The 24410-nt window shown below is 66.7% G+C and carries 23 protein-coding genes; 7 read left to right on the forward strand and 16 right to left on the reverse strand.

The features are described 5' to 3' along the window. Positions 1-3: 3 nt before the first annotated feature. From G572_RS0105585 to G572_RS22655, 3 genes are read right to left on the reverse strand one after another with little or no spacing between them, the layout of a single operon-like run. Positions 4-1059, reverse strand: coding sequence for a glycoside hydrolase family 5 protein (locus G572_RS0105585; RefSeq protein WP_029057635.1), 1056 nt, complete (start codon positions 1057-1059; stop codon positions 4-6). After that, complete coding sequence (locus G572_RS22650; protein ID WP_051241693.1) at positions 1046-2437, reverse strand: lipopolysaccharide biosynthesis protein; 1392 nt, start codon at positions 2435-2437, stop codon at positions 1046-1048. Before G572_RS22650 ends, G572_RS0105585 begins: the two co-directional genes overlap by 14 nt. Next, complete coding sequence (locus G572_RS22655; protein WP_051241695.1) at positions 2434-3660, reverse strand: glycosyltransferase; 1227 nt, start codon at positions 3658-3660, stop codon at positions 2434-2436. The genes G572_RS22650 and G572_RS22655 overlap by 4 nt, the downstream gene beginning before the upstream one ends. A 375-nt stretch (positions 3661-4035) precedes the next feature. Here G572_RS22655 and G572_RS22660 point away from each other — a divergent pair, with 375 nt between their 5' ends. Both G572_RS22660 and G572_RS0105605 read left to right on the forward strand, forming a co-directional pair. Further along, a complete protein-coding gene (locus tag G572_RS22660) occupies positions 4036-5121 on the forward strand; it encodes a polysaccharide deacetylase family protein (RefSeq protein WP_051241697.1) in 1086 nt (361 codons plus the stop codon). An 8-nt stretch (positions 5122-5129) separates the two neighbouring features. Next, positions 5130-6302 carry a glycosyltransferase family 4 protein gene (locus tag G572_RS0105605; protein ID WP_084649906.1) on the forward strand — a complete coding sequence of 391 codons (1173 nt, stop codon included), beginning with the start codon at positions 5130-5132 and terminating at the stop codon, positions 6300-6302. Here the strand turns inward: G572_RS0105605 and G572_RS0105610 are convergent. Both G572_RS0105610 and G572_RS0105615 read right to left on the reverse strand, forming a co-directional pair. Beyond that, a complete protein-coding gene (locus G572_RS0105610; RefSeq protein WP_029057638.1) occupies positions 6266-7600 on the reverse strand; it encodes a hypothetical protein in 1335 nt (444 codons plus the stop codon). The genes G572_RS0105605 and G572_RS0105610 overlap by 37 nt on opposite strands. After that, entirely contained in the window at positions 7581-9647 is a 2067-nt protein-coding gene (locus tag G572_RS0105615) for a GumC family protein (protein ID WP_029057639.1), read from the reverse strand. The genes G572_RS0105610 and G572_RS0105615 overlap by 20 nt, the downstream gene beginning before the upstream one ends. A gap of 225 nt (positions 9648-9872) precedes the next feature. Between G572_RS0105615 and G572_RS22665 the strand changes: the two genes are divergently transcribed. Next, positions 9873-10658: a WecB/TagA/CpsF family glycosyltransferase gene (locus G572_RS22665; protein ID WP_084649907.1), complete on the forward strand. Its 786-nt coding sequence runs from the start codon at positions 9873-9875 to the stop codon at positions 10656-10658. A 7-nt stretch (positions 10659-10665) separates the two neighbouring features. Here G572_RS22665 and G572_RS0105625 read toward each other — a convergent pair whose 3' ends face one another. Together G572_RS0105625 and G572_RS22670 are read right to left on the reverse strand one after the other, a co-directional pair. Further along, positions 10666-11403 carry a cobalt-precorrin-6A reductase gene (locus G572_RS0105625; protein WP_029057640.1) on the reverse strand — a complete coding sequence of 246 codons (738 nt, stop codon included), beginning with the start codon at positions 11401-11403 and terminating at the stop codon, positions 10666-10668. Beyond that, on the reverse strand, positions 11391-12524 hold the full coding sequence (locus tag G572_RS22670) for a cobalt-precorrin-5B (C(1))-methyltransferase (protein ID WP_051241699.1): 1134 nt from the start codon (positions 12522-12524) through the stop codon (positions 11391-11393). Before G572_RS22670 ends, G572_RS0105625 begins: the two co-directional genes overlap by 13 nt. Positions 12525-12649: 125 nt before the next feature. Between G572_RS22670 and cobA the strand changes: the two genes are divergently transcribed. Then, complete coding sequence (cobA, locus tag G572_RS22675; RefSeq protein ID WP_051241700.1) at positions 12650-13522, forward strand: uroporphyrinogen-III C-methyltransferase; 873 nt, start codon at positions 12650-12652, stop codon at positions 13520-13522. Beyond that, the gene (locus G572_RS0105640; protein ID WP_029057641.1) at positions 13519-14814 is read left to right on the forward strand and encodes a cobyrinic acid a,c-diamide synthase CobB; all 1296 of its coding nucleotides are present in this window, start codon (positions 13519-13521) and stop codon (positions 14812-14814) included. Before cobA ends, G572_RS0105640 begins: the two co-directional genes overlap by 4 nt. Before the next feature lie 71 nt (positions 14815-14885). On the opposite strand, the gene G572_RS0105645 is transcribed toward G572_RS0105640, so the two are convergent. The 9 genes from G572_RS0105645 to G572_RS0105685 all read right to left on the reverse strand — a co-directional run bounded on the left by G572_RS0105645 (position 14886) and on the right by G572_RS0105685 (position 22856). Beyond that, the gene (locus G572_RS0105645; RefSeq protein WP_029057642.1) at positions 14886-15515 is read right to left on the reverse strand and encodes a class I SAM-dependent DNA methyltransferase; all 630 of its coding nucleotides are present in this window, start codon (positions 15513-15515) and stop codon (positions 14886-14888) included. An 84-nt stretch (positions 15516-15599) separates the two neighbouring features. Continuing rightward, the gene (locus tag G572_RS0105650; RefSeq protein ID WP_029057643.1) at positions 15600-16226 is read right to left on the reverse strand and encodes a class I SAM-dependent DNA methyltransferase; all 627 of its coding nucleotides are present in this window, start codon (positions 16224-16226) and stop codon (positions 15600-15602) included. A 72-nt stretch (positions 16227-16298) separates the two neighbouring features. Further along, complete coding sequence (gene cobM / locus G572_RS0105655) at positions 16299-17072, reverse strand: precorrin-4 C(11)-methyltransferase (RefSeq protein ID WP_029057644.1); 774 nt, start codon at positions 17070-17072, stop codon at positions 16299-16301. Continuing rightward, complete coding sequence (gene cobJ / locus G572_RS0105660) at positions 17069-18889, reverse strand: precorrin-3B C(17)-methyltransferase (RefSeq protein ID WP_029057645.1); 1821 nt, start codon at positions 18887-18889, stop codon at positions 17069-17071. Before cobJ ends, cobM begins: the two co-directional genes overlap by 4 nt. Further along, a complete protein-coding gene (gene cobI, locus G572_RS0105665; protein WP_281168752.1) occupies positions 18859-19614 on the reverse strand; it encodes a precorrin-2 C(20)-methyltransferase in 756 nt (251 codons plus the stop codon). The genes cobJ and cobI overlap by 31 nt, the downstream gene beginning before the upstream one ends. Further along, a complete protein-coding gene (locus G572_RS0105670) occupies positions 19611-20849 on the reverse strand; it encodes a bifunctional cobalt-precorrin-7 (C(5))-methyltransferase/cobalt-precorrin-6B (C(15))-methyltransferase (protein ID WP_037545927.1) in 1239 nt (412 codons plus the stop codon). The genes cobI and G572_RS0105670 overlap by 4 nt, the downstream gene beginning before the upstream one ends. Then, complete coding sequence (locus tag G572_RS0105675; protein ID WP_029057648.1) at positions 20846-21508, reverse strand: precorrin-8X methylmutase; 663 nt, start codon at positions 21506-21508, stop codon at positions 20846-20848. Before G572_RS0105675 ends, G572_RS0105670 begins: the two co-directional genes overlap by 4 nt. Beyond that, on the reverse strand, positions 21505-22611 hold the full coding sequence (locus G572_RS0105680) for a sirohydrochlorin chelatase (protein WP_245566160.1): 1107 nt from the start codon (positions 22609-22611) through the stop codon (positions 21505-21507). Before G572_RS0105680 ends, G572_RS0105675 begins: the two co-directional genes overlap by 4 nt. Continuing rightward, entirely contained in the window at positions 22611-22856 is a 246-nt protein-coding gene (locus tag G572_RS0105685; protein WP_029057650.1) for a DUF6732 family protein, read from the reverse strand. The genes G572_RS0105680 and G572_RS0105685 overlap by 1 nt, the downstream gene beginning before the upstream one ends. Positions 22857-23264: 408 nt before the next feature. Between G572_RS0105685 and G572_RS22680 the strand changes: the two genes are divergently transcribed. Together G572_RS22680 and G572_RS0105695 are read left to right on the forward strand one after the other, a co-directional pair. Further along, positions 23265-23783: a cupin domain-containing protein gene (locus tag G572_RS22680; RefSeq protein WP_051241702.1), complete on the forward strand. Its 519-nt coding sequence runs from the start codon at positions 23265-23267 to the stop codon at positions 23781-23783. Between the two features lie 101 nt (positions 23784-23884). Next, positions 23885-24409, forward strand: a complete 525-nt coding sequence (locus G572_RS0105695; RefSeq protein WP_029057651.1) for a glycine cleavage system transcriptional repressor — start codon at positions 23885-23887, stop codon at positions 24407-24409. Position 24410 lies beyond the last annotated feature (1 nt).

Here is a 24410-nt window from a genome sequence, read left to right on the forward strand (position 1 = left end):
TCCTCATGGCCGCGCGAGCGCCGGGCAAGCCGTTTCCGCCGGCGTGCGGCGGGCGATCAGGCGCGAAATCGCCACCATCTGCGGACGGTCCAGACCGTCTTCGGGTTGTACCGACAGGGGATAATCGCCCCACCAGTCGCCCGCGGCCCAGATCGTCCAGCCCGCCCAGACGTCCGGCCGCGCGTTGAGATAACCGACCATGCGCACAAGCCCTTCATAGCAATCGGGGCGGGCGTGGCCGCCGAACTCGCCGAGGAAAGCCGCATTGCCGGTCTGTTCCAGCCATTTTGTCAACCGCTCGATGGCGGTCATCGCATCATCGACGCGGCTGCAGGCGGTCTTGGTTCCGGAAAAATCGTCATCCATGTACTGGTGCACGTCGAAGACGAACCGGTCGAGCGGATCGACAACACCCTTCAGCACCTCGGCGTTGGAGCCGCCGGGCTGTTCGTCGAACCAGTGCGACGCGCCGGTCCAGATCGTGCCCGGCACCATCACCAGGTTGCCGGCGCCGGCCTCCCGGATCGCCGCGATGGCCGCGTTGACCGAGGGCAGCCAGTCGCGCGCGGCAATATGGGCCGGCTCGTTCATCAGCAGGAAGACAACATCCTCGCGGTCCCCGTAGCGCGATGCCAGCCGGCGCCAGAAATCGGCGAACGCCGAGACGGGCACGGCGTCGCTGCCAACGAAGCCACCGCGATACTTCGCGTAATTGTGGGGATCGAGAATGACGGTGAGGCCCATGCCGGTTGCCGCGGTGACGGTCTCGTCGAGCAGCGCCAGCTCCGCCTTCGCAAGCGGAGCGTCGAGTTTCGGCTGAAGACGTTCCCAGCGAAACGGCAGACGTACCGCGTTCATGCCCTTGGCGCGCAAATAGGCAAGCGTTGCCCGCGCGGGATAGATGTAGGTCTTGGCGTGAACGCCCGGCAGATCGCCGAATTCGGCGCCCGCCACATTCGCCCCGCGCAGGCAGTCCGCGCGCGCCGTCGTCACGGGCATTGCGAGCGCCAGGACGAGGGCGAGCTTGACGGCCCGCCTCCACTGGTCAGGAGCGCGCATGCGACCCCTCCCCGCCGACCTTCAGGCCGGGCGCGTTTCCGCCATCGCCGCCGCCGCGATTGCGCCATATCCCCAGAATCGCAGTCGCCATGTTGTCGACCTGCCAGGTCCGCATGACCCAGCGGCGCGACAGCAGATGCACGATCACCAGCTGCGCCCAACCGGCGATGGCAACCCCGTCGAGACCGAACTGCCGTCCCAGAACATAGAGCAGGCCGAGGTAGACGACGAAGACAATGCTGCGCATGCGCAGAAGATAGGATTCACCGCCACCGATCATCGTCAGCCAGGTGCCGGGTCCGAAGAAGGCGTGACTGATCGCCGCCAGCGACAAGAGCACGAGAACGTCGAAGTGCTCGACGAATGCGGGATCGAACAGATGCAGGATGAAGGGACCGAGGAAATAGAGCATCACGCCGCCGATGGCCGCCAGCGCGAAGCTTCCGGCCGACAGCATCGCCACCAGCTTCTGCGCACCGGGACGGTCGTTTTCCTGGAACTTCGCCGAGATCAGCGGAATGCCGACCGTGTCGATGGCGAGCACCGGCAGGGTCAGCAGCATCGCGATCCGATAGGCGACGAAATAGAAGGCGGCAACCTCCAGCCCGATGGCGATGCCGATGAGGATCGTTTCCAGATAGGACGACGCGGCGTTGAAGAAACCATTGGCGCTGAAATTGAGCGTTTCCGCGTTCCAGCGCCGCCAGGGCACGACCTGGCCCCTTGCCGCGCGCCGGGACAGAAAGGCGAGCCCCTCGTGCTTGACGAAGGAGATCGCCTGAAACCCGACCGTCAGCACCAGCAGGCCGGTCACGATCTCCGTCGCCGCCGCGCCACTCACGAGAAGGCCCGCATAGGCGAGTGCCGGAAGCGTGACCGCCGTCAACAGTCGCCACAGGTTCTCGCGCGGCACGAGGGCCATCACGATCCGCCCGTGGATGCGGAAATAGTTCTGGAGATATTCGCTCACCGTGAAGACCGCGCCGAACAAAAACGCGATCGGCAGCGAATCATACGGGGCCGACAGCCGCGCGGAGAAGATCCAGACCGACATAGCCGCCAGAAGCTGGATGCCAATCCCGAAGCCAAGCCACAGCGCGTTCACACGCAACAGCGCCTGATTGGTTTCGCCGGGCACGTGATCCTTCAAACGGAAGTGCTTTACCAGCAGCACCGGCTGCCCCAGGACAAAGATCAATCCGAGCGAGGTGCCGACCGAAAACAGGAAGATGTAAAGGCCGTATTCGGCGGTATCCAGCGCGTGGCTGGCCCCGAACAGTGCCGCGAAACTGAGCACCGTGCTGCCGAAACGGCTGAACAGCGACCAGAACAGCCGCTTGATGTTCCCGCGCGCGGCGAGCGCCAGAAGCCGCTTCATCTGGATGCCTCCCGCACGTCCCGACGCGTCGCCCCCCCGTGGCGCTCCAGCGTGCGGGAAAGGGCGCTTTCCAGGATCGAGCACACCGCTGGTTCGAGATAGTCCGCGGCCGCCTCGAGCGCACCCTTCGACAGCCGCGCGTAAAGATCCGGCGATGCGGCGATCCGCTCGATGCAGGCCGCGAGGGCGGCCGCGTCGCCGGCCGCGGCATGGTAGCCGTTGACACCATCCGCAATATTTTCCGCAACACCGCCGATGTCGGTCGAGATCACCGGCACGGCGTGCGAGAACGCCTCGATCGTCGCCCGCCCGAACGCCTCGCGGCCGATGGTCGGATAGACCAGAAGGTCGACCTGCGGAAAGAATTCGGCCGGCGTCGTCCATCCGAGAAAGCGTGTGCGGTTCACCGGAAACAGCGCCCGAGTTTCCTCCGCGAAGCTGTCGCGGCCGGTGCCGCCGATGACGAATTCGACATTGCCCTGCGCGGACAAAAGGCGCGCCGCCTCCGCGAGCACGCCAAACCCCTTGAACCGGGTCTGGACGCCGAGAAACCCGACGCGCAACGGTCGGTCGGCGGGAAGGCTGCGCGGCGCGTCGGCGTGCACCGCGTCGATCACCGCGGGAACCCGATAGGCGGCCGCGCGGGGGAAATAGCCCTCGTCGAGATGCCGCTGCACGATGTCCCGCGATTCGCCGATCACGGCATCGACGAGACGTGAAAATTGCCGGCGACCGAAGGACCCGGCATAGCAGCTGGCGCACTGGGCCGGGCAGTTCTTCCCGTCGCGCTGCATGACGCCGTTCCAGCACATCATGAAGGCGCTGAAGATCGTGTGCGCGACCGGGATGCCGGCCGCGCGCGCGGCCGCCCAGGAGGCGACATTGATGTTTTCGATGCTGACCGTCAGCATGATGTCGGGTCGGAAATCGGAAATCTCCCGCCGCATTGCAAGAAAGGCGCGCGGGTTGCCGTTCTCGAGCGCGTGCCAGACGAGCTTCTTCCAGGCCGGACGGGAGGTGTAATAGTTCCAGTAGATGTTGAGACTGCGGATGCGGTGGACGGGAACGCCCTCGTAGATCTCGTGCCGGTCGTCCTCGCCGACATTGACAACGCGCACGTCATGGCCGGCCGCAACCAGCATCTTCGCCAGCAACAGGGAAGAGATCGGCCCTCCCCCGTCGGCAAAGGGCGGGAAAGCGGCACAGGGCATCAAAATGCGCATGACGTCCGGGATGTCCTCGGTCTGTTTCCACAAGGCAGGGGCGCCCTGGCGGGCGGCGCGAGCCTGCCGACGATCGCAAGATCAGTAGCCCGGCACATCTTAACCTGCCGTGTCCTGGAAGGGGAGACGGTCTCTGCGCGGCAAAAAACCCTCAATGAGCTTAACCGGACCTTTCCGGGAAACCCAGACGCGGAGCCGGCACAGCCGTTCACGATTGCTTAACCAAACCGGCAATCGTTGGCCGGGGGGGCGAAACCTCAACCTGTCGTTCATGCGCGGCAGCTAGCGTGGGGTAGATCCAGCCCTGCCCGCAAGGCTCGGAGCCAACACCGGACACCGGCCAAACCGGCCGCTACAGGACATTTTGCAGGACGCATGGTTGCGCAACTGACCACCACGCCCAGACTGAGCCGGACGGACCGCTGGAAGCGTCGCGTCAAGACGCTTGGATTGCGCGTTCTGTCGGCGAGCGGCGCGACCCGCCTGATCGCCCGCCGCTACGGTGGGCGCGGCGTCATTTTGATGTTCCACGATTTCACCCGCGATCCGCGCCGCGATCTCGACCAGGGATGCCGCATCGAGGATTTCAGCCGGATTCTTGCTCATCTGCGCAAAACCGGCCGCGACATCGTCACCCTCGACGAGGCGCAGCGCCGGCTTGCCGACCCGGCGGCGCGCCGTTTCGCCGTGCTCACCTTCGACGACGGGTATCGCTCGAACATCGATCTCGCCCTTCCGGAGATGGAGCGCTTCGAGGCCCCGGCGACGATCTATGTTCCGACCGCCATGATCTCCCGCGACATCAACGCCTGGTGGCTCGGCCTGACCGCCCTGTTCCGCGACCGCGACCAGATCGAAATCGAGCCGATGGGCGTGCGCTATTGCTGTCCGGACCTGGACAGCAAGATCGCCGGCCTGCGCCGCGTGCTCGCCTGGGTCTGGGACGACTTCACCCGCAGTGAAATGCTTGGCCCGACATTTGCGCGCCACGGCATCTTCCTCGCCGACATCGTCGACCGCGCGGCCATCGACGAGGCCGGCATGATCGCGGCCGACCGTCACCCGCTGATCGAGATCGGCGCCCACACGGTGAACCACCGGGCGCTCTCGCTCCTGGACGACGCGGACGTGCGGGCGGAGATGACCGGCAACAAGCGCTTTCTGGAGGAGCGTCTGCAGCGGGAGGTCCCGCATTTCGCCTATCCCTACGGCGCGCCGTCGCTTTCGGGCGCTCGCGAGCCGCGAATGGCCCGCGAGGCCGGATTCCGCTCCGCCGTCACGACAACGCCCGGATGCCTGTTCCCGGCCCATGCCGACAGCCCGTTCACCCTGCCCCGGCAGAACGCAGAATACACCGAAGACGGCGCCGCCTATACCGCCTGTGGCACGGCCGGCCTGTTCCGCGCTCTTGCAAGCCGTGGCGGAAACCCGCTTGCAAGCCTCGCGGAAGCGACGACGTGAGGGCGGCGATGCACAGCCACGAGCCCCTGGAGAGCGGCGCGGCCGGACCGGACCCGGTCTTCGCCGGCGACACGCTGGTGCATGTGGTGCGCCAGTACAAGCCCAGCGTCGGCGGACTGGAGGACTTCGTCGCCAGTCTGGTGGCGCGCCAGCGCGGCCGCTTCCGGCGCATCCGCATCATCACCTGCGACCGGCTGTTTCGCGGCGATGGCGCCAAGCTTGCCCACCGCGAGATCATCGATGGTGCGGAAGTGGTGCGCCTGCCCTATTTCGGCTCGACGCGCTATCCCGTCTGCCTCGGTTTCCTGCGCGAAATCGCCGATGCCGACCTCGTGCATGTCCATGCCATCGATTTCTTCTTCGACGCGCTGGCGGCAACGCGGCGGTTGCATGGCAAGCAATTGGTCGCCACCACCCATGGCGGCTTCTTCCACAGCTCCGACTATCGCCTGTTGAAGCGGATCTGGTTCCGCTCGATCACCCGGGCCTCCGCGAAACGCTACGGCGCGCTCGCATGCTGCAGCGAAAGCGACTACGAGCGCTTTGCTCGCGTCGCGCCCGAGAAGGTCCGGCTGATCGAAAACGGCGTCGACATCGAGAAATTCGCCGGCGCGGGATCGCCCGAACCGGCAAAGTCGCTGATCACCATCGGCCGTCTCGCCCACAACAAGCGCATCGACCTCCTGCTCGACGCCATGGCGCGCCTTGCAGCCGACGACCCGGAGTGGCGGCTTGCAATCGTCGGCACGCCGTTCGACTGGAGCCGGGCCGACGTCGAGACGATGATCGCGGACCGCGGTCTCGGCGCAAACGTCGATCTGCATGTGGGTCCGAGCGATGCGCAGATGCGCGATTTGCTCGGCAGGGCCAGCCTTTTTGTCAGCGCCTCGCAATACGAGGGCTTCGGGATCGCGCTGATCGAGGCGATGAGCGCGGGCCTTTCAAGCGTGGTCGAGCGAAACGCCGCCTTCACCGCCTTCGCGAACAAGCATGCCGGCATCGCGCTCAGCGATTTCCGCGAGCCCGAGGGCGCGGCGGACGCGATCCGCACGGCTTATGCCCGCGTCGCGCACGACCCGGCCGCTGCGCGCGAAACCGCCATCACACAGGCCCAAGCCTATTCCTGGGATGCGACAGCACTGCGCTACGAGGCACTGTACCGCGAGGTTCTCGGGCGCTGAAAACGAGGCGTCCCGGGCGCTGTCACGGCCGGGCGCCTGTCCGCCGCAAACCCTGCCCAAACGTCCGTCGCCCCGACGCAAAGCCACAACAGCGCTGCCGTCTTGATCGAGTACAGCGAGTTCGACACCACCATCAGCAGGCTGATGTAGGTCACGACCAGCGCGCGGAAGCGCCAGGCATCGCTTGAACGCACCGGCACGAAAACGAAGGCCGTCCACATGACGATCACGCCGATCAGACCGAACTGGTGCAGCGTGTAGGCATAGCCGCTGTCGTCGAGAAATGTATCGACGCCCGAGACGCCGAACAGGCCCGCCAGATCGAGCTTGAGGAACAGGCGCGCGGAATGAAACCAGCGCCCGCCGAGATTGTCGTGCCAGCCAACCTGGGTGGTCGACAGGCCGTAAAGCACCAGCAACAGCGCAAGCATCGCCGGAACGAGCCACCACACGACGCGCGGCACGAAGCGGTAGACGACGAAAGCGGAGAAAAAGGCGATGCAGACGAACAGGCCGAAGCGGGCATCGCCCAGGATGATCACGGTCGCGGAGGCCGCGAACAGCAGCTTGCGCCGGGCCATGTCCTTGCGAAACAGCGCCCACATGCCGAGAAAGGCGCCGAAGTTGCCCATCGAGACCGGTTCCAGGAACACCGAAGACACCCGGTGAATGCCGAGAAAGGGAAAGAAGTTCCGCCCCTCGGGACGAATGCCGCTGATGAAGAGGTCCGAACCTTCCGTGAAATTGTCGCCGGCGTTGATGGTCCCGCGCGCGATGTAATAGTCGTTGATGTTGACGTTGGCGAGAAAGACGTCGAGCAGGAAATATTCGAACAGGCCGATGGCGATGACGATGCCGGCACAGGCCATCACCAGCTTGTCGACCGAGCGGATGTCGCGCACGCCCCGGCCGAGAAAGTAGAAGCAGATCGGGATCAGCCCGTCGCGGATCCCCTTCAGGTCGAGTTCCGGGCGCATTGCCAGGATCAGCGCCATATAGGCAAGATAGATTGTCAGTACGACATAGAGATCGACCCGCCGCTCGAGCGCCAGCAGGAAGCCCGCGCCGATCAAGAGAACCTCCACCAGCATCACATGACTTGCCGAGATCCCCGTCACCCGGGTGTTGACGAAGGCGAGAAAGCAGTTGAACACCAGCGACGCGATGACGATGGCGAAGACCGCCCGCAGCCACAGGTCGTAGGTGTCGGGACGCGCGGTGAACCGCGAAAACCCGTCTGGCAGAGACGCCGAACGCGGCTTTGGCGCGGGCGCGGAATCAGGCTGCGAGCGCCACATTGCCGATCATCCTGTCCTGCCAGGGCTGCAACAGCGTCAGCGTCCGGTCGAGATCCTGGCGCGAGGTCTCGCCGAGAGTGGTGACGAGAAGGATCGCATCACTTTGCCCGAGCAGAACCGGCAAATAGGGATTGGACAAGGCGGATCCGCCGTCGATCAACAAGAACTCGTCCTCGCCGGCGCCGATCTGGTCCGCTCCCGGCACATGGGTCTTTCCGTCCAGGCGCTCGACGGTGAAGGGGGCGGCGGCCCCGCCGCTGCGCGTCTGCACCGGAGCGACCCCACCCTCCTCGTAGGCGGGCGCCGCACGCCGACGGCTGGACAGGCGGGTGCGCTGCGGCTCCTGCGCGGGAAGCACCTCGCGTTGCGGCGCGGCCATGGCGGCAGCGGCATCGGTACGCGCCAGCAGCACGTCCTCGCCCATGTCATAGAGACCGCTGGCGATGGCGCGCACCAGAGGCGAAAGCGCGCGCTCCTTCCCGGGCGAAATCACCAGAATGTTCGCGGGACGCTCCTCGGCAAAGGCATGACGCAGGGCATAGGCGATGCGCGTCACGGCGAGCTGGCGTTCGGCGGCGCGTGTGGCAGCGCTCTCGCCGGGCAGGAAGCGTTCGAGACGGGCCGGCGCCTCGCCGGTGCCCGGCGCGCTCAATCGCGCGATCAGCGGGACGCCGGTGCGCTCGACCAGTTCGCGGTCCGATCCGAGCTTGCCGTTGAGCATTTCCCAGGCGACGCCGCCGCCTGCCGCGAGTGCAAAGCCGAAGACGGCAGCGGCGGCCAGGACGATCAGTCCCGAGGGGCCGTTCGCCTTCAGCGGTGCCACCGCGCGCGAAATGATCCGCGAATTGCTGGTGTCGATTTCCTGCTGTTCCTGAAGTTCGTTGGCGCGGCCCAGGAAGGAATTGTACACGCTCCCGAGCGAGGCGGCCTCGTTCTCCAGCTGGCGCAGGCGGATTTGCGAGCGGCTCTGGTCGACATTGGTCGAGGCGAGCCTGTTCGCTTCGCCTTCCAGAGCCGCGACATTGGCCAGCGCGCGCTGCAGGTCGCTGTCGACCGAACGGCGCACGCGGGACAATTCGTCGGCGATGAGACGGCGGGTGTTGTCGAGCTGCGAGCGGAGCTCGCGCAGTTGCGGATGGTTCGCGCCAAGCGTGGTCGCCGCCTGGGCCTCGCGCTCCGCGATCCGGGCAAACTGCACGCGCAAGGATCCAAGGGTGGTTGTCTGCAGGTTGGCCGGAAGGCCTCCGGCCTCGATGTCGGTCACGGTGAGCGTCTTGAGCAGGTCCGCGTTCGACTTTGCCCGCTCCAGATCCACACGCGCCTGGGTCAGCTGGGTGTTGATGTCCTGAAGCTGCTGATCGACGACAAGGCCGCGCTGTCCGGTGCTGATCAGCCCGTTCTCGGCGCGGAAGCTCTCCACCGCCGCCTCCGCCGCCTCGACGCGCTTCTTGAGGTCGTCGGCCTGCTCCTGAAGCGCGACACTGGCACGCAAGGTGGCGTCCGCGCGCGAGCGACGGGCCTCGTCGAGATAGGCCCGCGCCGCCTCGTTGGCGATCGCGGCGGCCGCGAAGCGGTCGGGATGACGCATGATGATGTCGATGACGAACGCTTTTTCGACCCGGACGGCCTGAAGTCTCTTCTTCAGCCCGGCAATCGCGGCAGCGCGGATATCCTCCTCGGTCGGTGTCGGCGCTTCACGACCGAGCAAACGCGAAAGCAGCCCGTTTCCGGGCAGTTGCGTGATCGCGGGATCCTCGACAAGCTTGAGACGCTCGACGACATCCTCCAGAACCGCCTGCGAGAGAATCACATAGGTCTGGCTGTCGACGGCCAGCTTCTGCAGGCCCTCTCCATTGTCGCGAGCCAGAATGTCGTTGCCGACAATCTGCAGACCCTGCGGCTCGATCAAGAGCTCGGCACTGGTGCTGTATTCCGGCGTCTTCATGGCGAGAAATGCCAGCGCAAACACCATGAAAACAATCGGCAACGCGATCAACCATCGGATCCGCTTCCGCAAAATGCCGGGAATCTGATAGATATCGATCATGCTCGCGCGCCGCCTGGATATCCGTTCGCGCCGCCGCCTGAACGGGGCCGAAGATGGTTCATGTGCCTTTCAAGCATTGCCCGAACATGGTTAACAATTCGCAAGTCCGCATGCCACCTGCGCTGGCGGACCCCGCTTTCGCCTTGCTGCGGATTTCCCTGCGCGGTTAGCACCTGATTTGCACTTCGGGCCTATGCTGCACCAACCATCGAGAGACCGAGGACCATGAACAGCGCGCGCCCAACCGAACCCGCGACGAAAACACCGCCGCAGGTCCGCATCGGCCCGGTCTCGATTGCCCGGTGCACCCAACGCGAGGCCATCGATCGCCTGCTGGCGCATGTGCCGGACGGGCCGGCCTTGCGGGTTGCCTTCGCCAATGCGCATGGACTGTTGCTGGCGATGGATGACCCGCAATTCGCGCGAACGCTCGACGGCTTTCTCGTTCTGAACGACGGGATCGGCGCGGAAATCGGCGCGAAACTCCTTACCGGCGAAGGCTTTCCCGACAACCTCAACGGCACCGATTTCGTGCCCGCCCTGCTTGCCGCGGCGCCCGGGGGAACGCGTGTCTATCTCCTTGGCGCGAAGCCGGAAATCGTCGCCCGCGCGGCCGAGAAATTCGCCGCAGCCCATCCCCATATCCTGGTCTGCGGTCATCGCGACGGGTACTTCGGCCCCGACGATCACGGGGAAATCGTCGCGGAGATCAACACGGCCGCTCCCGACATCCTGCTGGTCGCCATGGGCAACCCGAAACAGGAGTATCTGATCGAGACGCTGTCGCCGTCCCTCGACGTACCGCTTGCGCTCGGCGTCGGCGCGCTGTTCGATTTCACGGCCGGCGAGGTCGTGCGCGCGCCCGGCACGATGCGCCGGCTCGGACTGGAGTGGGTGTTTCGCTTCGCGCAGGAGCCCAAGCGCCTCGGCGGACGTTATACGCTCGGCGTTGTCCGCTATCTTTGGAAGATCGGCGGCCTCTGGGCTTCAGCGCGGTTGTCGCGCGGCTAGGGAGGCCTCACCGGTCCAGGCGCGCAATCCAGTCCAGAACCGCCTGCGTGTCGGCCACGGTTTCCACCGCGACCTGCGGCGGCCGGCTTGCGACGATCACCGGAAGGCCGAGACGCCGCGCAGCCTCGATCTTGGCGTACCCCCACGGTCCGCCGCTGTTCTTGGTGACCACATGGGTCACACCGTGGTCGCGAAACGCCACGCATTCGGCATCCGCATTCGCCGGCGGACGACCAAGCACCAGCCGTCCAGGCGGCAACGGCTGATCCGGCGCGGGGGGATCGATCATTCGCATCAGGCAATCAAGATCGCGGCGCAGCGCGAAGACGCCGATGTCCTTGCGCCCGATGGCAAGGAACGGACGTGCGCCCTCGGGGAGTGCGGCAACCGCCTGCGTCAAGTCGGCCACCTCCCGCCAGTCGTCGCCCGCCCCCGGCCGCCACTGCGGCCGGTCGAGACGCAGCAGCGGAACTTGCATGCGCGCGCAGGCCGCAACGGCATTGGCGGTCATCGCCTGCGCGAACGGATGGGTCGCATCGATGACAGCCCCGACCGCGTTTTCAGCGAGATAAGCGGAAAGGCCCTCGACGCCGCCGAACCCGCCGATCCGCGTTCTCGCCCCATAAACCTCGGGACGCGCCACGGCGCCGGCGAGCGAGACGACAATGTCATGCCGACCGTCTTCGCCCAACCGTGCGGCGAGCGCGCGCGCGTCTCCGGTACCGCCGAGAATCAGGAGGCGCATCCGCTCTCCCCCGGCGACGTTCGCGCGGTTTCGAACGGCGTTTCGGCAACGATCCGCCCGGCGCGGTCGACCACGAGCACCTCGACGTCGACCGGAGCATCGCGCAGCACCTTGCGGATCGCCGCGTGAGACGCACGGGCCACAGCGCCGGCGACATCGACGCCGTCGCGTTCGGCGCGGTCCAGCACTTCCTTGGCCGTGTTCGCCGTGCGCGCCGCCTCGACAAGCCCTTGCGACGCGCCGCTTTCGCGCAAGACATCGGCCAGGGCCTCGAAATCGACACGACTGCGCGCCGAATGCAGGTCGAGCGCGCCCTGGGCCAGTTTCACCAGCTTGGCGAAGCCGCCGGCCAGCGTCAGGCGCGGTACGGGATGGGCGCGCAGGTATTTCAGCAATCCGCCGGCGAAATCGCCCATGTCGAGCAGGGCCAGTTCCGGCAGATCGGGATGACGCGCCTGCGCGGCCGCCTCGGATGTCGCCCCCGTCGCTCCGATGACATGGGTCACGCCGGCCGCGCGCGCGACATCGACACCACGGTGGATGGAGGCGATCCAGGCCGCGCAGGAAAACGGCCGCACGATCCCGGTCGTCCCCAGGATCGACAGGCCGCCGACAATGCCGAGCCGGGGATTCATGGTCTTTTGCGCCAGCGCCTCGCCGCCGGGAATGGAGATCTCCACCTCGACATCGCCGCTACCGCCAAACGCTTCGGCGACCTCGGCGATGGCCGCAGAAATCATCGACCTCGGCACGGGGTTGATCGCCGGCTCGCCGGGCGGGATCGGCAGGCCCTCGCGGGTAACGGTTCCAACGCCGTCGCCGGCGCGAAACACCACCCCGCTGCCGGCCGGCGCGAGGCGCACCCGCGCGATCACCAGCGCGCCGTGAGTGACGTCGGGATCGTCGCCCGCGTCCTTGACGATGGCCGCCAGCGCCGCGCCTTCCGCAAGCTCCTCGCGGGCAAGCGCAAAGGCGGGACGCTCGCCCCTGGGCAGGACGATCTCGACGGGATCGGGAAACGCACCCGTCAGCAACGCCTGATAGGCGGCCTTGGCGGCTGCCGTCGCGCAGGCGCCCGTGGTCCATCCCCGGCGCAACTCGGTGGTGTTCGTCGCGTTCATGCGCCGGACTATAGGGCGGGCCGCGATAGGCGTCACGGCAAAGGGCGCCAGGGTCGCGATTTCAATAACAGACGACGCAAGTTGACCTTGGCGCGAGCGCACACGCGTCGTAAAACCGGGGGGACATGACAACGACGCCCAACGATCTCACCGACGGCCTTGATCCGTCCCGGCTGCGCCTCCCCGATTTCGAGGCCGGATGGGTGTGGCTGGCCGGCGCCGGGCCGGGCGATCCCGGCCTCTTGACGCTGCATGTGCTCAACGGGTTGCGCCATGCCGACGTCATTGTCTACGACGCGCTCGTCGACACCAGCATTCTCGACCTCGCCAAGCCCGGCGCGATCATCGACTATGCCGGCAAACGCGGCGGCAAGCCGAGCCCGAAGCAACGCGACATCTCGCTCAAGCTGATCGAGTATGCACAAGCCGGTCACCGGGTGCTCCGGCTGAAGGGCGGCGATCCCTTCGTCTTCGGACGCGGTGGCGAGGAAGCGCTGACGCTCGTTGGCGCCGGCGTGCCGTTTCGCATCATCCCGGGCGTCACCGCCGGGATCGGCGGGCTGGCCTATGCCGGCATCCCCGCCACGCATCGCGACACCAACCAGGCGGTCACCTTCCTCACCGGCCACGACCAGACGGGCCTCGCCCCGTCCGCAATCGACTGGGATGCCATCGCCAGGGGATCTCCGGTGATCGTCATGTATATGGCGATGAAGCATCTGGCGCAGATCGCCCGGAACCTGCTCGACGCCGGACGGCGCGCCGACGAACCGGTGGCCATCGTCTGCAACGGCACGCTGACCAACCAGAAGGTGCTGGAAACAACGCTTGCGCGCGCGGCAGAGGATGCGGCGGAGGCCACCCTGGAACCGCCGGCCATCGTCTGCGTCGGCGAGGTCGTGCGCCTGCGCGCCGGGCTCGACTGGCTGGGGGCGGCTCAAGGCCGCAGCCTCAACGCCGACCCGCTCGATCTCAGGCAGACATCAGAGACCGGATGAGCGCGCCGGGCGGCCTGCTGATCGCGGCACCGGGTTCCGGCGCCGGCAAGACGACGCTGACGCTCGCGCTGCTGCGCGCGCTGAAAAACGCGGGACTGCGCGTCGCCTCCGCCAAATCCGGCCCGGACTACATCGATCCGAAGTTCCATGAGGCCGCCAGCGGGCGGCCTTGCGTCAATCTCGATGCCTGGGCGATGCAGGCCGACGGGATTCGGGGGCTTGCCTCCCGACAGGCGGACACCGCCGACCTCCTGCTGGTGGAAGGCGCCATGGGGCTGTTCGACGGCGCCGCCGACGGCAGCGGCTCCGCCGCCGATCTCGCCACGATCCTCGCACTGCCTGTCGTGCTCGTCGTCGATTGCGCGAAACAGGCACAATCCATCGCAGCCCTGGTGCGCGGTTTTCGCGATCACCGGGACGATATCCTGATCGCGGGTCTGATCCTGAACCGCATCGGCAGTCCCCGCCACGAGGCAATGCTGCGCACGGCACTCGACCCGCTCGGCATCCCCGTGCTGGGTGCCCTGCCGCGCGACCGCGCCCTTTCCCTCCCGGAACGGCATCTGGGACTGGTCCAGGCCGAAGAACACGCGGATCTCGCCGCGTTTCTCGATCAGGCGGCGGCGCTGTGCGCGCGCCATCTCGACCTGTCGGCGCTGACGGACCTCGCCGCGCCGCTCGGCAGGTCATCCCCCCAGCCCGGGCTGCCCCCGCTCGGGCAGAGGATCGCCGTCGCGCGCGATGTCGCCTTCGCCTTTTGCTATCCGCACCTGCTCGACGGCTGGCGCGCGGCCGGCGCGGAGCTGACGTTCTTTTCGCCCATGGGCGATGAGGCACCGTCGCCCGATGCCGATGCCGTCTATCTGCCTGGCGGCTATCCCGAACTGCACGCCGGGCAGCTTGCCGCTGCCACGCGATGTCTCGACGGCCTGCGGTCGGCGGCCGCCCGAGGCGCGCTCGTCTTTGGCGAGTGCGGGGGGTACATGACCCTCGGGCAGGGCCTGACCGATGCCGACGGCAACCGTCATGCCATGGCCGGACTTCTGCCGCTGGAAACGAGCTTCGCGACACGCAAGCTGCACCTCGGCTATCGGGTGCTGACGCCAATTGGCGCAACGCCCTTCGCCGGGCCGCTCTCGGCGCATGAGTTCCACTATGCGACGACCACCCACGAGGGGGCGGCGGAGCGGCTTTTTTCCGCGCGCGATGCGACCGGGTCGCCCCTTGCCGACATGGGGCTGAGGGCGGGCAACGTCATGGGCTCCTTTGCCCATGTCATCGCCGCGCGATGACAGTGTTTCGAAATCTCATCGCCACGCGATGACGCAGTTCGGGGGTGCCGTCACCACGCGACAAACCGCTGTCAGGCGGCCTCCAGCACGCAGAGCTTGCAGGTGTAGCCTTCCTTTTCGTGGTAGGCGGCGTCGCGAATGTCGCGCACGCGAACCCGCCCCTTTGCCTCCATCGCCTTCAGGTGATCGGCATATCCGTCGGGACCCCAGACCTTTTCATGCACCGTCACGATAACCGGCGCGCCGGGCCGCGCGACGCGGGCCAGTTCGTCCATCGCCTGCGGACCGACATGGCCGCTGGTAAAGACGCCGACGCTGACGACGCCGTCGTAGCTGTCGGCGGGCATATCGAGCGGCTTGGTCAGGTCGGCTTCAGAGAGCTTGCGGTAAACATTCTTCTCCGCCGCCTGCTCCAGCATGCCGGGGCTGAGATCGAGGCCGTCGATCACCAGACCGGCGATGTCATGCCGGGTCAGCGCCTCACCGACGAGGCCCGTTCCGCAACCGGCGTCGAGGACGAGCGCGTCCGTGTCTAGCTTTTCGGACAAGGCTTTTGCCGCCTGGTGCGGCGCGACATAGCCCATGCCCTCGATCGTGTCGGCCTCGTAGCTCCCGGCCCAGTCGCGGTAGAGCGCGCGGATCTCGCGGGCGTTGCCATCCAGGGCATAGGCGCGTTTCAAGAGCGGGTTTTCCGGCTCCATGGCGTGTCTCTCCTTTGGCTGATGTAATCCAAGCCTAGGAAATATTGAAAGAAATTACAAATCGGCGCGCGGATGCCGCCTGTTTTACACTGCATCCAGTGTGCACAAACGGCAAAGCATCCCTTCATGGGCGTGATAGGGACTGTGCTTGATCTCGCGCAGCCGGATCGCGCCCGCCCGTTCGAGATCGCGGATATGAACATCGAAGCCGTCCGCCTCCCAGGCGGTGTCGCGCACGGTGAGCACGATCGGCGCCCCGGGCCGGGCGACGCGCACCAGTTCGTCGATCCCTTCCGGCCCGACATGACCGTTTGTGAAGACGCCGGCGCTGACGATGCCGTCATAGGACTTGTCGGAAAGGGGAAGTGTCGCCGTCAGGTCGCCGGGAAGGAGCCGCCGATAGGCTCCCGTCCGGGCGGCCTCGTCGAGCATGCCCTGCGTGAGGTCGATGCCGTCGATGCGCAGGGCGGCATTGCGCTTTTTCAGTTCGAGCGCCACGAGCCCGGTGCCGCAACCGGCATCGAGGATTTCCGCATCGCCCGACACGCGCGACACAAGCGCCTCCGCCGTCACGCGATGACCGACATAGCCGATGATGTCGACAATGTCGTGATCGTAGGCCTTCGCCCACTCGTCGTAAAATTCGGTGATCTTCGACTTGTCATGCCCGAGCGAAATGGCGCGCGTGAGCAACGGATTTTCCGGCGACATGGCAGTCCTCCTTCGGATCGGATGCCCGATCCTAGGAGAAGACTGGTGGCTTGTGCAAATTCGGCTGGAATATCAGCTCTTTGCCTTGCGCTTGGGGCGCAGCACATGGACGTGGTCGGCGTGATAGAGCGCGCTGTCGCGGAAGTCGGCGGCGGGTTCGAGCGCACGACCGACGAAGATCAGCGCCGTTCGGGTGAGCTTGGCCTCGCGCACCTTGTCGCGAATGTCGGTGAGCGTGCCGTGGATGAAGGCCTGATCCGGCCAGCCGACGCGATAGGCGACCACAACCGGGCAATCGGCGCCGTAAAGGGGCGCGAGCTGGCGTTCGATCTCGCGCAGGTTACGGATCGACAAATGGATCGCAAGCGTCGCGCCCGAGCGACCCAGCGTCTCCAGATCCTCGCCTTCGGGCATGGCGGAGGATTTCATCGCCGTGCGGGTCAGGATCACCGTCTGGGCGATTTCCGGGACGGTCAGTTCCTGACCCAAGGCTGCGGCAGCCGCCGCGAAGGCCGGCACGCCGGGGGTCACGTCGAAGGGAATGTCCTTGGCCCTGAGACGCCGGATCTGCTCGGCGATTGCGCCATAGAGCGAGGGGTCGCCGGAATGCACGCGGGCGACATCTTCGCCCCGCGCGTGCGCCGCCTCGATTTCCGCCATGATCTCGTCGAGCGTCATCGGCGCGGTGTCGATCACGCGCGCGCCTTCGGGTGCCGCCTCGACAACCGCTTCCGGCACAAGAGAGCCGGCATAGAGGCAGACCGGGCAGCTCTGGATCAGGCGAAGGCCGCGCACGGTGATGAGATCCGGATCGCCCGGACCCGCGCCAATGAAATGAACGGTCATAGCTTTTCCTCGATGCGCTTGGCGTAGCCGCGCGGCGTGTAGACGAAGGGTTTGCCGGCACCCGTCATCACCGCGCGCGATGCGGAAGAGCCGACCAGAACCGTGGTCAGCATGTCGACCTCGTCGACGGTGAGCGCCTCCAGCGTGGTGACCCGCACGGTCTCGCCCTCGCGCCCCAGATTGATCCCGAGCACCACGGGTGTATCGGCGGGCCTGTGCGCCAAAAGGATCTCGCGGGCAGCCGCCAGCTGGGTGCGGCGGCGCTTGGAGACGGGATTGTAGAAGGCGATGACGAAATCGCCCCGTGCTGCCGCCTTGAGCCGCTGCTCGATGGCCTCCCAGGGGGTGAGAAGATCGGAGAGCGAGATGGTGCAGAAGTCATGGCCGAGCGGCGCGCCGATCAGCGCCGAAACCGCCTGAAGCGCGGAAATGCCCGGCGCGTTGATCACCTCGATGCGCCGTGCGGCATCCGAGACACCGCCGTCGGCTTGCGGCCTGTCGAGCAGTTCGAAGACCAGCGCTCCCATGGCGTAAATGCCGGCATCGCCCGACGAAACGAGGGCGACCGACCGCCCCTCACCGGCGCGTTCCAGCGCGAAACGCACGCGTTCTTCCTCCGCGCCAAGCGGAAAAGCGTGGCGTGGCTTGCCCTGAATGAGGGGGGCGACGAGATCGAGATACAGCGAATAGCCGACGATCTCGTCAGCCTCCGCCAGAAGACGCGAGGATTGCGGCGTGCGCCAGTCGTCGCGTCCGGGACCGATGCCGATCACCGACAGCCGACCGCGCGCACGGCCGATTTCGGGGGACTTCAGGGGCACGGGCGACTGGGCAACCGCCACCGTCGCATTTGCCGTCTTGCGCTTGGCAACGCGAAGGGCGCCTTGCGAACCGACTGCGGCAAGGGCCGCGCCCTCGCTCACGCCATGGCAGCCGACCTCGGCGAAGACCACGTCGGAGGGCGTTTTCAGCCGCGGCGTTTCCGCCTCCAGCGTCGCCGCGTCGAAGACGCGCAAGGGAACGCCAAGCGCAGCGGCGAGCGCGTTCATCGCCGGCTCGTCCGCCTTCAGATCCAGGGTTGTAACGAGCGCCACGGCCCCTTCCGCCAGCCCTTCGGCTGCAAGCGTCTCGCGCACCAGCGTGACAAGTTCGTCCGGCGCACACCCGCGCGCACAGCCCACGCCAACCGCAAGACGACGCGGGTGATAGACCAGCGTCCGGGCGTCCGGCACGCGCCGTTCCTCGGTGAGGGCAATGGTCAGATCCGCCTTGTCCGATATCGCGAGCCGCGAGCGCGCGATCCAGTCCGCGTCGCCCTCAAGCCGCACCGCGCTGCCTGCCAGAAGGTCCGCCATGAAGCCCTTGGCGTGCTCGGGATTGGCAAGCCACCATCCGGCCGGTGGAGAATCCAGCGCGATCCCCAGCGCCGTGTCGCCGGCGGTGGTGATCGCCGCGTGTCCATCGAGCGCTTCCGCGACCTGGCGTGCCAGCGAATTCGCCCCACGGTGCCCGCCAAGCAACGGGATGACGCTTGCGCCCTCCTCGGAGACCGCAAGCACCGGCGGTTCCAGCCGCTTGTCGGAAATCACCGCCGCCAGTGCGCGGATCAGAATCCCGGAGGCACAGACGCCGATGATCGGCGTGCCGGCCTGATAAAGCACGCGGATATGATTGAGCGTCTCGGCGAAGGAAACGTCCAGCCCCGGCACCCGGTGGGCAAGTCCATGCAGCGTTGCGCCGGGCAACGCGGCCGCCACCCGGCGCGCGGTCGCCTCGGCAGCCGGCGTCAGGACGAGGATTGCGGCGGAAGCATCCACGCTTCATCTCCCTTGTAGATCAGGATCATGGAAAAATAGGGGGCGGAGGCGCCCCGGACGTCGGCGAGCGGCAGGACCTGCTCGTTGGATAGTGTCGCGCGCTCCGCGTAACCGGCATGGGCGAGAAGTCCCATGTCGTCGAGCAGGCGGGTCAGGCGGTCGAGATGGCGGCCGACCTTCATGATCGCCACGGCACCCGCCGCCGCGATGCGCGGGCGGATCTCCTCGTCCGGCAGCGGCCCCGGGATCACCGTAAGAACGTCGTTGCGCGCAGTCAGCGGACGCTTGAGCCGTGCGGCGCAGGCGGTCAGAGAGGTCACGCCCGGCACGATCTCGCAGGCAAAACGAGGCGACAGCCGCTCGAACAGATACATGAAGGACCCGTAGAAGAAGGGGTCGCCCTCGCAGAGCGTCACCACGTCGTGGCCGTTGTCGAGAGCCGCGCCGATCTCCTCCGCCGCCTTGTCGTAGACGGCCTGTGCGGGAAAGCGCTCGACGCGCATCGGCACCACGATGGGGATCTCGCGCGCGTCGGCACGGATCGCGTCGGCTGCGATCGACCGCGCGAAACTCTGACCGTCGTCCGGCGCCGGATAGGCGATGACCCGCGCGTCGGAGATCAGACGATGCGCCTTCAGCGTCATCAATTCCGGATCGCCGGGTCCCAGACCGACGCCGTAAAGCGTTCCGCCGGAGCGCTTCGCGGATATGGGGGCATCGCTCACGGTTTCACCAGGCTCCATTGGGTGACAGGCATCAGGGGACGCCAGCCGGTCAGGCCGCCGACGGGGCTTGCACGGGAAATGGCAATGCGCGTCAGTTCCCCGCCCAGCCGCGCGTGGGCCGCGAGAAGCACCGCCTCGCTTTCCAGCGTCACCGCATTGGCGACGAGCCGGCCGCCGGGAACAAGCGCCTCGAAGACGGCATCGACAATCCCCGGCGCCGTCAGGCCGCCACCGAGGAAGACGGCATCGGGCGGCTCCAGTCCGTCGAGCCCTTCGGGCGCGGAGGCATTGCGCAGATCGAGCTGCGGCGTGCCAAGGGCGGCCGCATTGGCCAGCGCCACGGCACGACGCTCGTCATTGGGTTCCAGTGCGATGGCCGAGGCTCCGCGCGCAGCGCGCAGCCATTCGATGGAAACCGCGCCGGACCCCGCGCCGATGTCCCACAGCCGCGCGCCGGGAACCGGCGCGAGACGGGCGAGCGTGACGGCACGCACCTCGCGCTTGGTGATCTTGCCGTCGTGGCGGAAGGCATCGTCCGGCAGACCCGGAACCCGCACGCGCAAGGGCGTGTCGCGCACAGCTCGTGCCTCGATTGCCAGCACGTTAAGATCGGCGACCGCATCGTCCCAGCTCTCCGCCGTACCGGTGACGATGCGCTCACGCGGGCCACCCAGATGCTCCAGGACGCTGAGCCGGCTTGCACCATAGCCCTCGTCGGCCAGAAGATCGGCAATCGCCTCGACCGCAGCCCCGTTGGAGGTCAGGCACAGCAAACGGGCGCCGGGAAAGAGATGCGCGCGCAAACTGTCGATGGCGCGTCCGTGCAGCGACACGATCTCGACGTCCTGCAGCGGCCAGCCAAGACGGGACGCGGCAAGTGACAGGGAGGACCGGCCCGGCAGGATCGTCATCTCGCCCAAGGGCAGGCGACGCGCAAGCGTTGCCCCGATGCCAAACCACATGGGATCGCCGCTGGCGAGAACCACCGTCGGCGTGCCGCGCGCCGAAAGCAGCATCTCCAGTCCTTCGTGAAAGGGGGACGGCCACGGTGTGACCTCGATGCCGTTGACGGCCAGAAGCCTGGCATGGCGGGCACCGCCAAAGACCCTCGCGGTATCGCGCAAGGCGGCGCGCGCCAGCTGCGACAGGCCATCCCAGCCGTCTTCTCCAATACCGATCAGCGTCAGCCAGGGTGCGCGCTGTCCGTCGGCGCCTTGCGCAGCGATCTCGCTCACGGTGCGGCCTCCTCCGGCACGCCACCGGCCAGCGCGTTGAGCGCGGCAGCGGCAATCGCCGAGCCGCCACGCCGGCCCCGCAGAACCAGATAGGGAACGTCGAAGGGATTTCCGGCAAGCGCGTCCTTCGATTCCGCCGCGCCGACGAAACCGACCGCAAAGCCGAGGATCGCGGCAGGTCGGACATCCCAGTCGCCGAGCCGTTCCAGAAGATGAAACAGAGCCGTCGGCGCATTGCCGATCACGACGACGGCGCCGTCGAGGCGCGCGCGCCACAATTCGACCGCCGCGGCGGACCGTGTCGTTGCGAGTTGCCTGGCAAGGTCCGGCACGCGCGCGTCGTTGAGCGTGCAGATCACCTCATTGTCCGCCGGCAGGCGGCTGGCGATGATCCCTTCGGTCACCATGCGCACGTCGGCGAACACGGGCGCGCCTTTCGCAAGCGCGCGCGCGACCGCCTGCGCGACGCCCTCGCTCCACGCGAGATCGGCCACCACCTCGGGCATGCCGCAGGCATGGATAATGCGGATCGCCGCCGGATGAAGCTCCGGCGGCACGGCATCGAGATCGGCTTCGGCGCGCACGATGGCAAAGGACTGGCGATAGATCGCCGCCGGATCGCGTTCGTAACCGTAGCTGCCGGCAGGCGTCTTGCTCACCCGTCGCGCCTCATCGACTTGGGTCCCAGGGGATGATCCGCATGCGGGTAAACCGGGTGGTGATGATCGTGGCCATGGCCGTCGTGATCGTGATGATGGTCGTGGCCATCGCCATGATGGTGATGATGGTGGTGCTCCCGCGGGTCCGCCTCGCAGGCGCCGGTGCAGGTCACGTCACACAGCTGGCATTCGGCTTCCGCGCCAAGTCCCTCGACGTGATGGTGATGGCTTTCCTGGGCGCGACCGATGTCCTCCTCGAAACCGAGCACCTGTTCGCGGTATTTGCACATCTGGCAGTTCATCAGGTTCGATCCCTGAAGGATCTCGCGCACCCGGTCCGCCATCGTGTCGATCACCTGCGGATGGTCGTTCAGATAGCCGGCCTTGAGGAATTCGATCTCCGGATGACGTGCCGCCACGTCGTCCGTGCGGTTGTAGATGCGCGACACCAGAACGCCGGAGAACAGGAAATACGGAAAGACGACGATGCGGCGATAGCCGAGCTTGGCGGCATGCTCCAGCCCCGGTTCGACAAGCGGGAAGGTCACGCCGGAATAACAGGTCTCCGCCCAGCCGAAGCCGAAGCCTTCCCACAGCATGCGGGTGATCTTTGCGACGTTGGAATTGGCATCCGGATCGGAGGCGCCGCGTCCCACCACCATCAGCAGCGTTTCATGCAGCGGAACATCGCTGTTGCTGGCATCGAGCGCTTCCTGGATGCGCGCGCCGGCGGCCCGGATCATCCGCGGGTCGACGGCCAGCTCGCGTCCGTAGTCGATGGTCACGCCCGGGTTCTGCGCCTGATAGGTGTTGAGGACGGAGGGAATGTCGTTCTTCGCGTGTCCGGCCGCAAACAGCATGCCCGGCACGGCAAGGATGCGGGTGCATCCCTGATCGCGCAGCTTGTCCAGCCCATCCTTGATCACCGGATTGGCAAACTCGAGGTAGCCGTATTCCACCGGCCATTCGGGAAAACGGGTGCGCAGGCCTTCGGCGAGCTGCGCGAACTCCTGCACCGCTCCGCGATTGCGGCTTCCATGACCGCAGATCATCAGGCCGAGCTTCTCGCCGTTCTGCGCCGGGTCCATCAATGCATCGGCCATCAAACTGTCCCCTCTTCCGGCGTCGCGCCCACGTCGGCCTTCGATGCGGCGTGCGATTCGCCGCAACGCCTGCGGCCCGCCAGTGCCACACCGGCGGCAAGCGCCGCGGCTGCCGCCACGGCGGCGATGCCAACCCAATGCGCATGGCCGGCAAGCTCGCCGACATGTCCGCCATGAGCGGCCGCGGCGGTCGTGCCGGCGACAAGCTGTGCCAGAACGACACCTGAGGCAAATACGGGTTTCATCTCAAAAGGCTCCCTCGTCGACCCTTGCGTAACGCAGGGGCGCATTGCGGCATGGACCCTCAAACGGTGCTGAGCCGGGGAGACTGGAAACAGGTCGGCCGGCCGCACATCCGGTCGCGCGCATCGCGTGCAAGCCGGGTCACCGGTCGGACAGCTCCGGAGTGGACCCCCGAATTGGGTCGGTCGCCACCGGACTCGTTTTCAGCCCCTTGCGGGACGCCGTCGAAGGGAAGTGTTCCCAGGCCGCGCACGCTAGTTGAGGCAGCAGCGGCCATCAAGCGCGAAATACGACACCGGTTGGCCCCTGTCCGTCGGCTCGGTACAATTGCAGCGATCCGGGAAACCGGATTTTCACCCTTTCCCGTCTAACGTGCAGGGTCTGTTCACCTCGAGAGGGACCCGCCGCCAATGCTGACCGCAAACGGGCAACCGACACACCTTCCTTCGAGCGCCCGCACGGCGGCCGGTCTGATCCATGCGCGTCTCGACACGCTCGCGCTCTCCGACGCCCCTATCGATCCGGACTGGATCCTGGAAGGTCAGCCGCAGGCGCGCGTCATGCAGATCGCGGAAGGCGCCGATGCGGCGGCGACGATGGCGGTTTGGGACTGCACGGCCGGGCGCTTCAACTGGTACTTTGGCTGCGACGAAGCCGTCTTCATCCTCGAAGGCAGTGTCACCGTCACCGGGCCCGACGGCGAGGTCCGCGAGTTGCACGCGGGCGACACCGCCTATTTCCCCGCCTACACATGGTTCGAATGGCATGTTCCCAGCTACGTGCGAAAAGTCGCCTTCTGCCACAGGGTCATCCCGACGCTGGCCAGGGTGCCGCTGAAGGTGCTGAACCGGCTGTCCGCAATTGCGGAAAGGCTCTACACGGTCGCAATCGGTTCCAAGACGGCACCGGCACGGCGCGAGGCGTCGTAGGAGGCACAGCTTGTTCCGCGCAGCGCATTGACCCGAAAACCGGTTCCCACTGTTGCGCCCGATGTTCTAGTCTTCCCGCAAAACACAAGGGGAGACGCACCATGTCGACAGTTTCACTCGTCCTGACCGTCATTGCCGACGACCGGCCCGGCCTCGTGCGCCGGATCGCCGATGTTGTCGCAGCCCATGACGGAAACTGGATCGAGAGTTCCATGGCGCGTCTGGCGGGCGAGTTTGCCGGCATCGTGCGGGTGGAAGCGCCCGACGCCCGGGTCGCCGCTCTCGAGAGCGGGCTCGCAGCACTTGCCGGCGATGGCCTGAACATCACCGTCAAACGCGGCGAGACCGACCGCGAATCGCACGGACAGGCGGCCCGGATCGCCGTGATGTGTCAGGACCATTCCGGCATCGTCCAGGCCCTGTCGGCGGCGCTCGCCGAGCACTCGGTCAGCATCACCAACCTGTCGACCGAGATCTATGCCGGATCGATGAGCGGCGAGCGGATGTTCCGCGCCGAGCTCGACGTGGTTCTCCCCGTCGACCTTGAAACCGACGCGCTTTCACAGGCGCTGGAGGATCTCGCCGGCGATCTCATGGCTGAAATCGACTTCACCGATATCGGCTGAG

The sequence above is a fragment of the Stappia stellulata DSM 5886 genome (assembly GCF_000423705.1).
Classification (GTDB): Bacteria; Pseudomonadota; Alphaproteobacteria; order Rhizobiales; family Stappiaceae; genus Stappia; species Stappia stellulata.

What these genes read in the sequence shown, in the direction of transcription:
- G572_RS22660 (WP_051241697.1), top strand. Translation starts at nt 4,036, where the DNA reads ATGGTTGCGCAACTGACCACCACGCCCAGACTGAGCCGGACGGACCGC.
- G572_RS22650 (WP_051241693.1), bottom strand. Translation starts at nt 2,437, where the DNA reads ATGAAGCGGCTTCTGGCGCTCGCCGCGCGCGGGAACATCAAGCGGCTG.
- G572_RS22655 (WP_051241695.1), bottom strand. Translation starts at nt 3,660, where the DNA reads ATGCGCATTTTGATGCCCTGTGCCGCTTTCCCGCCCTTTGCCGACGGG.
- G572_RS0105650 (WP_029057643.1), bottom strand. Translation starts at nt 16,226, where the DNA reads ATGTCGCCGGAAAATCCGTTGCTCACGCGCGCCATTTCGCTCGGGCAT.
- G572_RS0105610 (WP_029057638.1), bottom strand. Translation starts at nt 7,600, where the DNA reads ATGTGGCGCTCGCAGCCTGATTCCGCGCCCGCGCCAAAGCCGCGTTCG.
- G572_RS22680 (WP_051241702.1), top strand. Translation starts at nt 23,265, where the DNA reads ATGCTGACCGCAAACGGGCAACCGACACACCTTCCTTCGAGCGCCCGC.
- G572_RS0105625 (WP_029057640.1), bottom strand. Translation starts at nt 11,403, where the DNA reads ATGCGCCTCCTGATTCTCGGCGGTACCGGAGACGCGCGCGCGCTCGCC.
- G572_RS0105685 (WP_029057650.1), bottom strand. Translation starts at nt 22,856, where the DNA reads ATGAAACCCGTATTTGCCTCAGGTGTCGTTCTGGCACAGCTTGTCGCC.
- G572_RS0105605 (WP_084649906.1), top strand. Translation starts at nt 5,130, where the DNA reads ATGCACAGCCACGAGCCCCTGGAGAGCGGCGCGGCCGGACCGGACCCG.
- cobA (WP_051241700.1), top strand. Translation starts at nt 12,650, where the DNA reads ATGACAACGACGCCCAACGATCTCACCGACGGCCTTGATCCGTCCCGG.
- G572_RS0105640 (WP_029057641.1), top strand. Translation starts at nt 13,519, where the DNA reads ATGAGCGCGCCGGGCGGCCTGCTGATCGCGGCACCGGGTTCCGGCGCC.
- G572_RS22665 (WP_084649907.1), top strand. Translation starts at nt 9,873, where the DNA reads ATGAACAGCGCGCGCCCAACCGAACCCGCGACGAAAACACCGCCGCAG.
- G572_RS0105615 (WP_029057639.1), bottom strand. Translation starts at nt 9,647, where the DNA reads ATGATCGATATCTATCAGATTCCCGGCATTTTGCGGAAGCGGATCCGA.
- G572_RS22670 (WP_051241699.1), bottom strand. Translation starts at nt 12,524, where the DNA reads ATGAACGCGACGAACACCACCGAGTTGCGCCGGGGATGGACCACGGGC.
- G572_RS0105680 (WP_245566160.1), bottom strand. Translation starts at nt 22,611, where the DNA reads ATGGCCGATGCATTGATGGACCCGGCGCAGAACGGCGAGAAGCTCGGC.
- G572_RS0105645 (WP_029057642.1), bottom strand. Translation starts at nt 15,515, where the DNA reads ATGGAGCCGGAAAACCCGCTCTTGAAACGCGCCTATGCCCTGGATGGC.
- G572_RS0105585 (WP_029057635.1), bottom strand. Translation starts at nt 1,059, where the DNA reads ATGCGCGCTCCTGACCAGTGGAGGCGGGCCGTCAAGCTCGCCCTCGTC.
- cobM (WP_029057644.1), bottom strand. Translation starts at nt 17,072, where the DNA reads ATGACCGTTCATTTCATTGGCGCGGGTCCGGGCGATCCGGATCTCATC.
- G572_RS0105695 (WP_029057651.1), top strand. Translation starts at nt 23,885, where the DNA reads ATGTCGACAGTTTCACTCGTCCTGACCGTCATTGCCGACGACCGGCCC.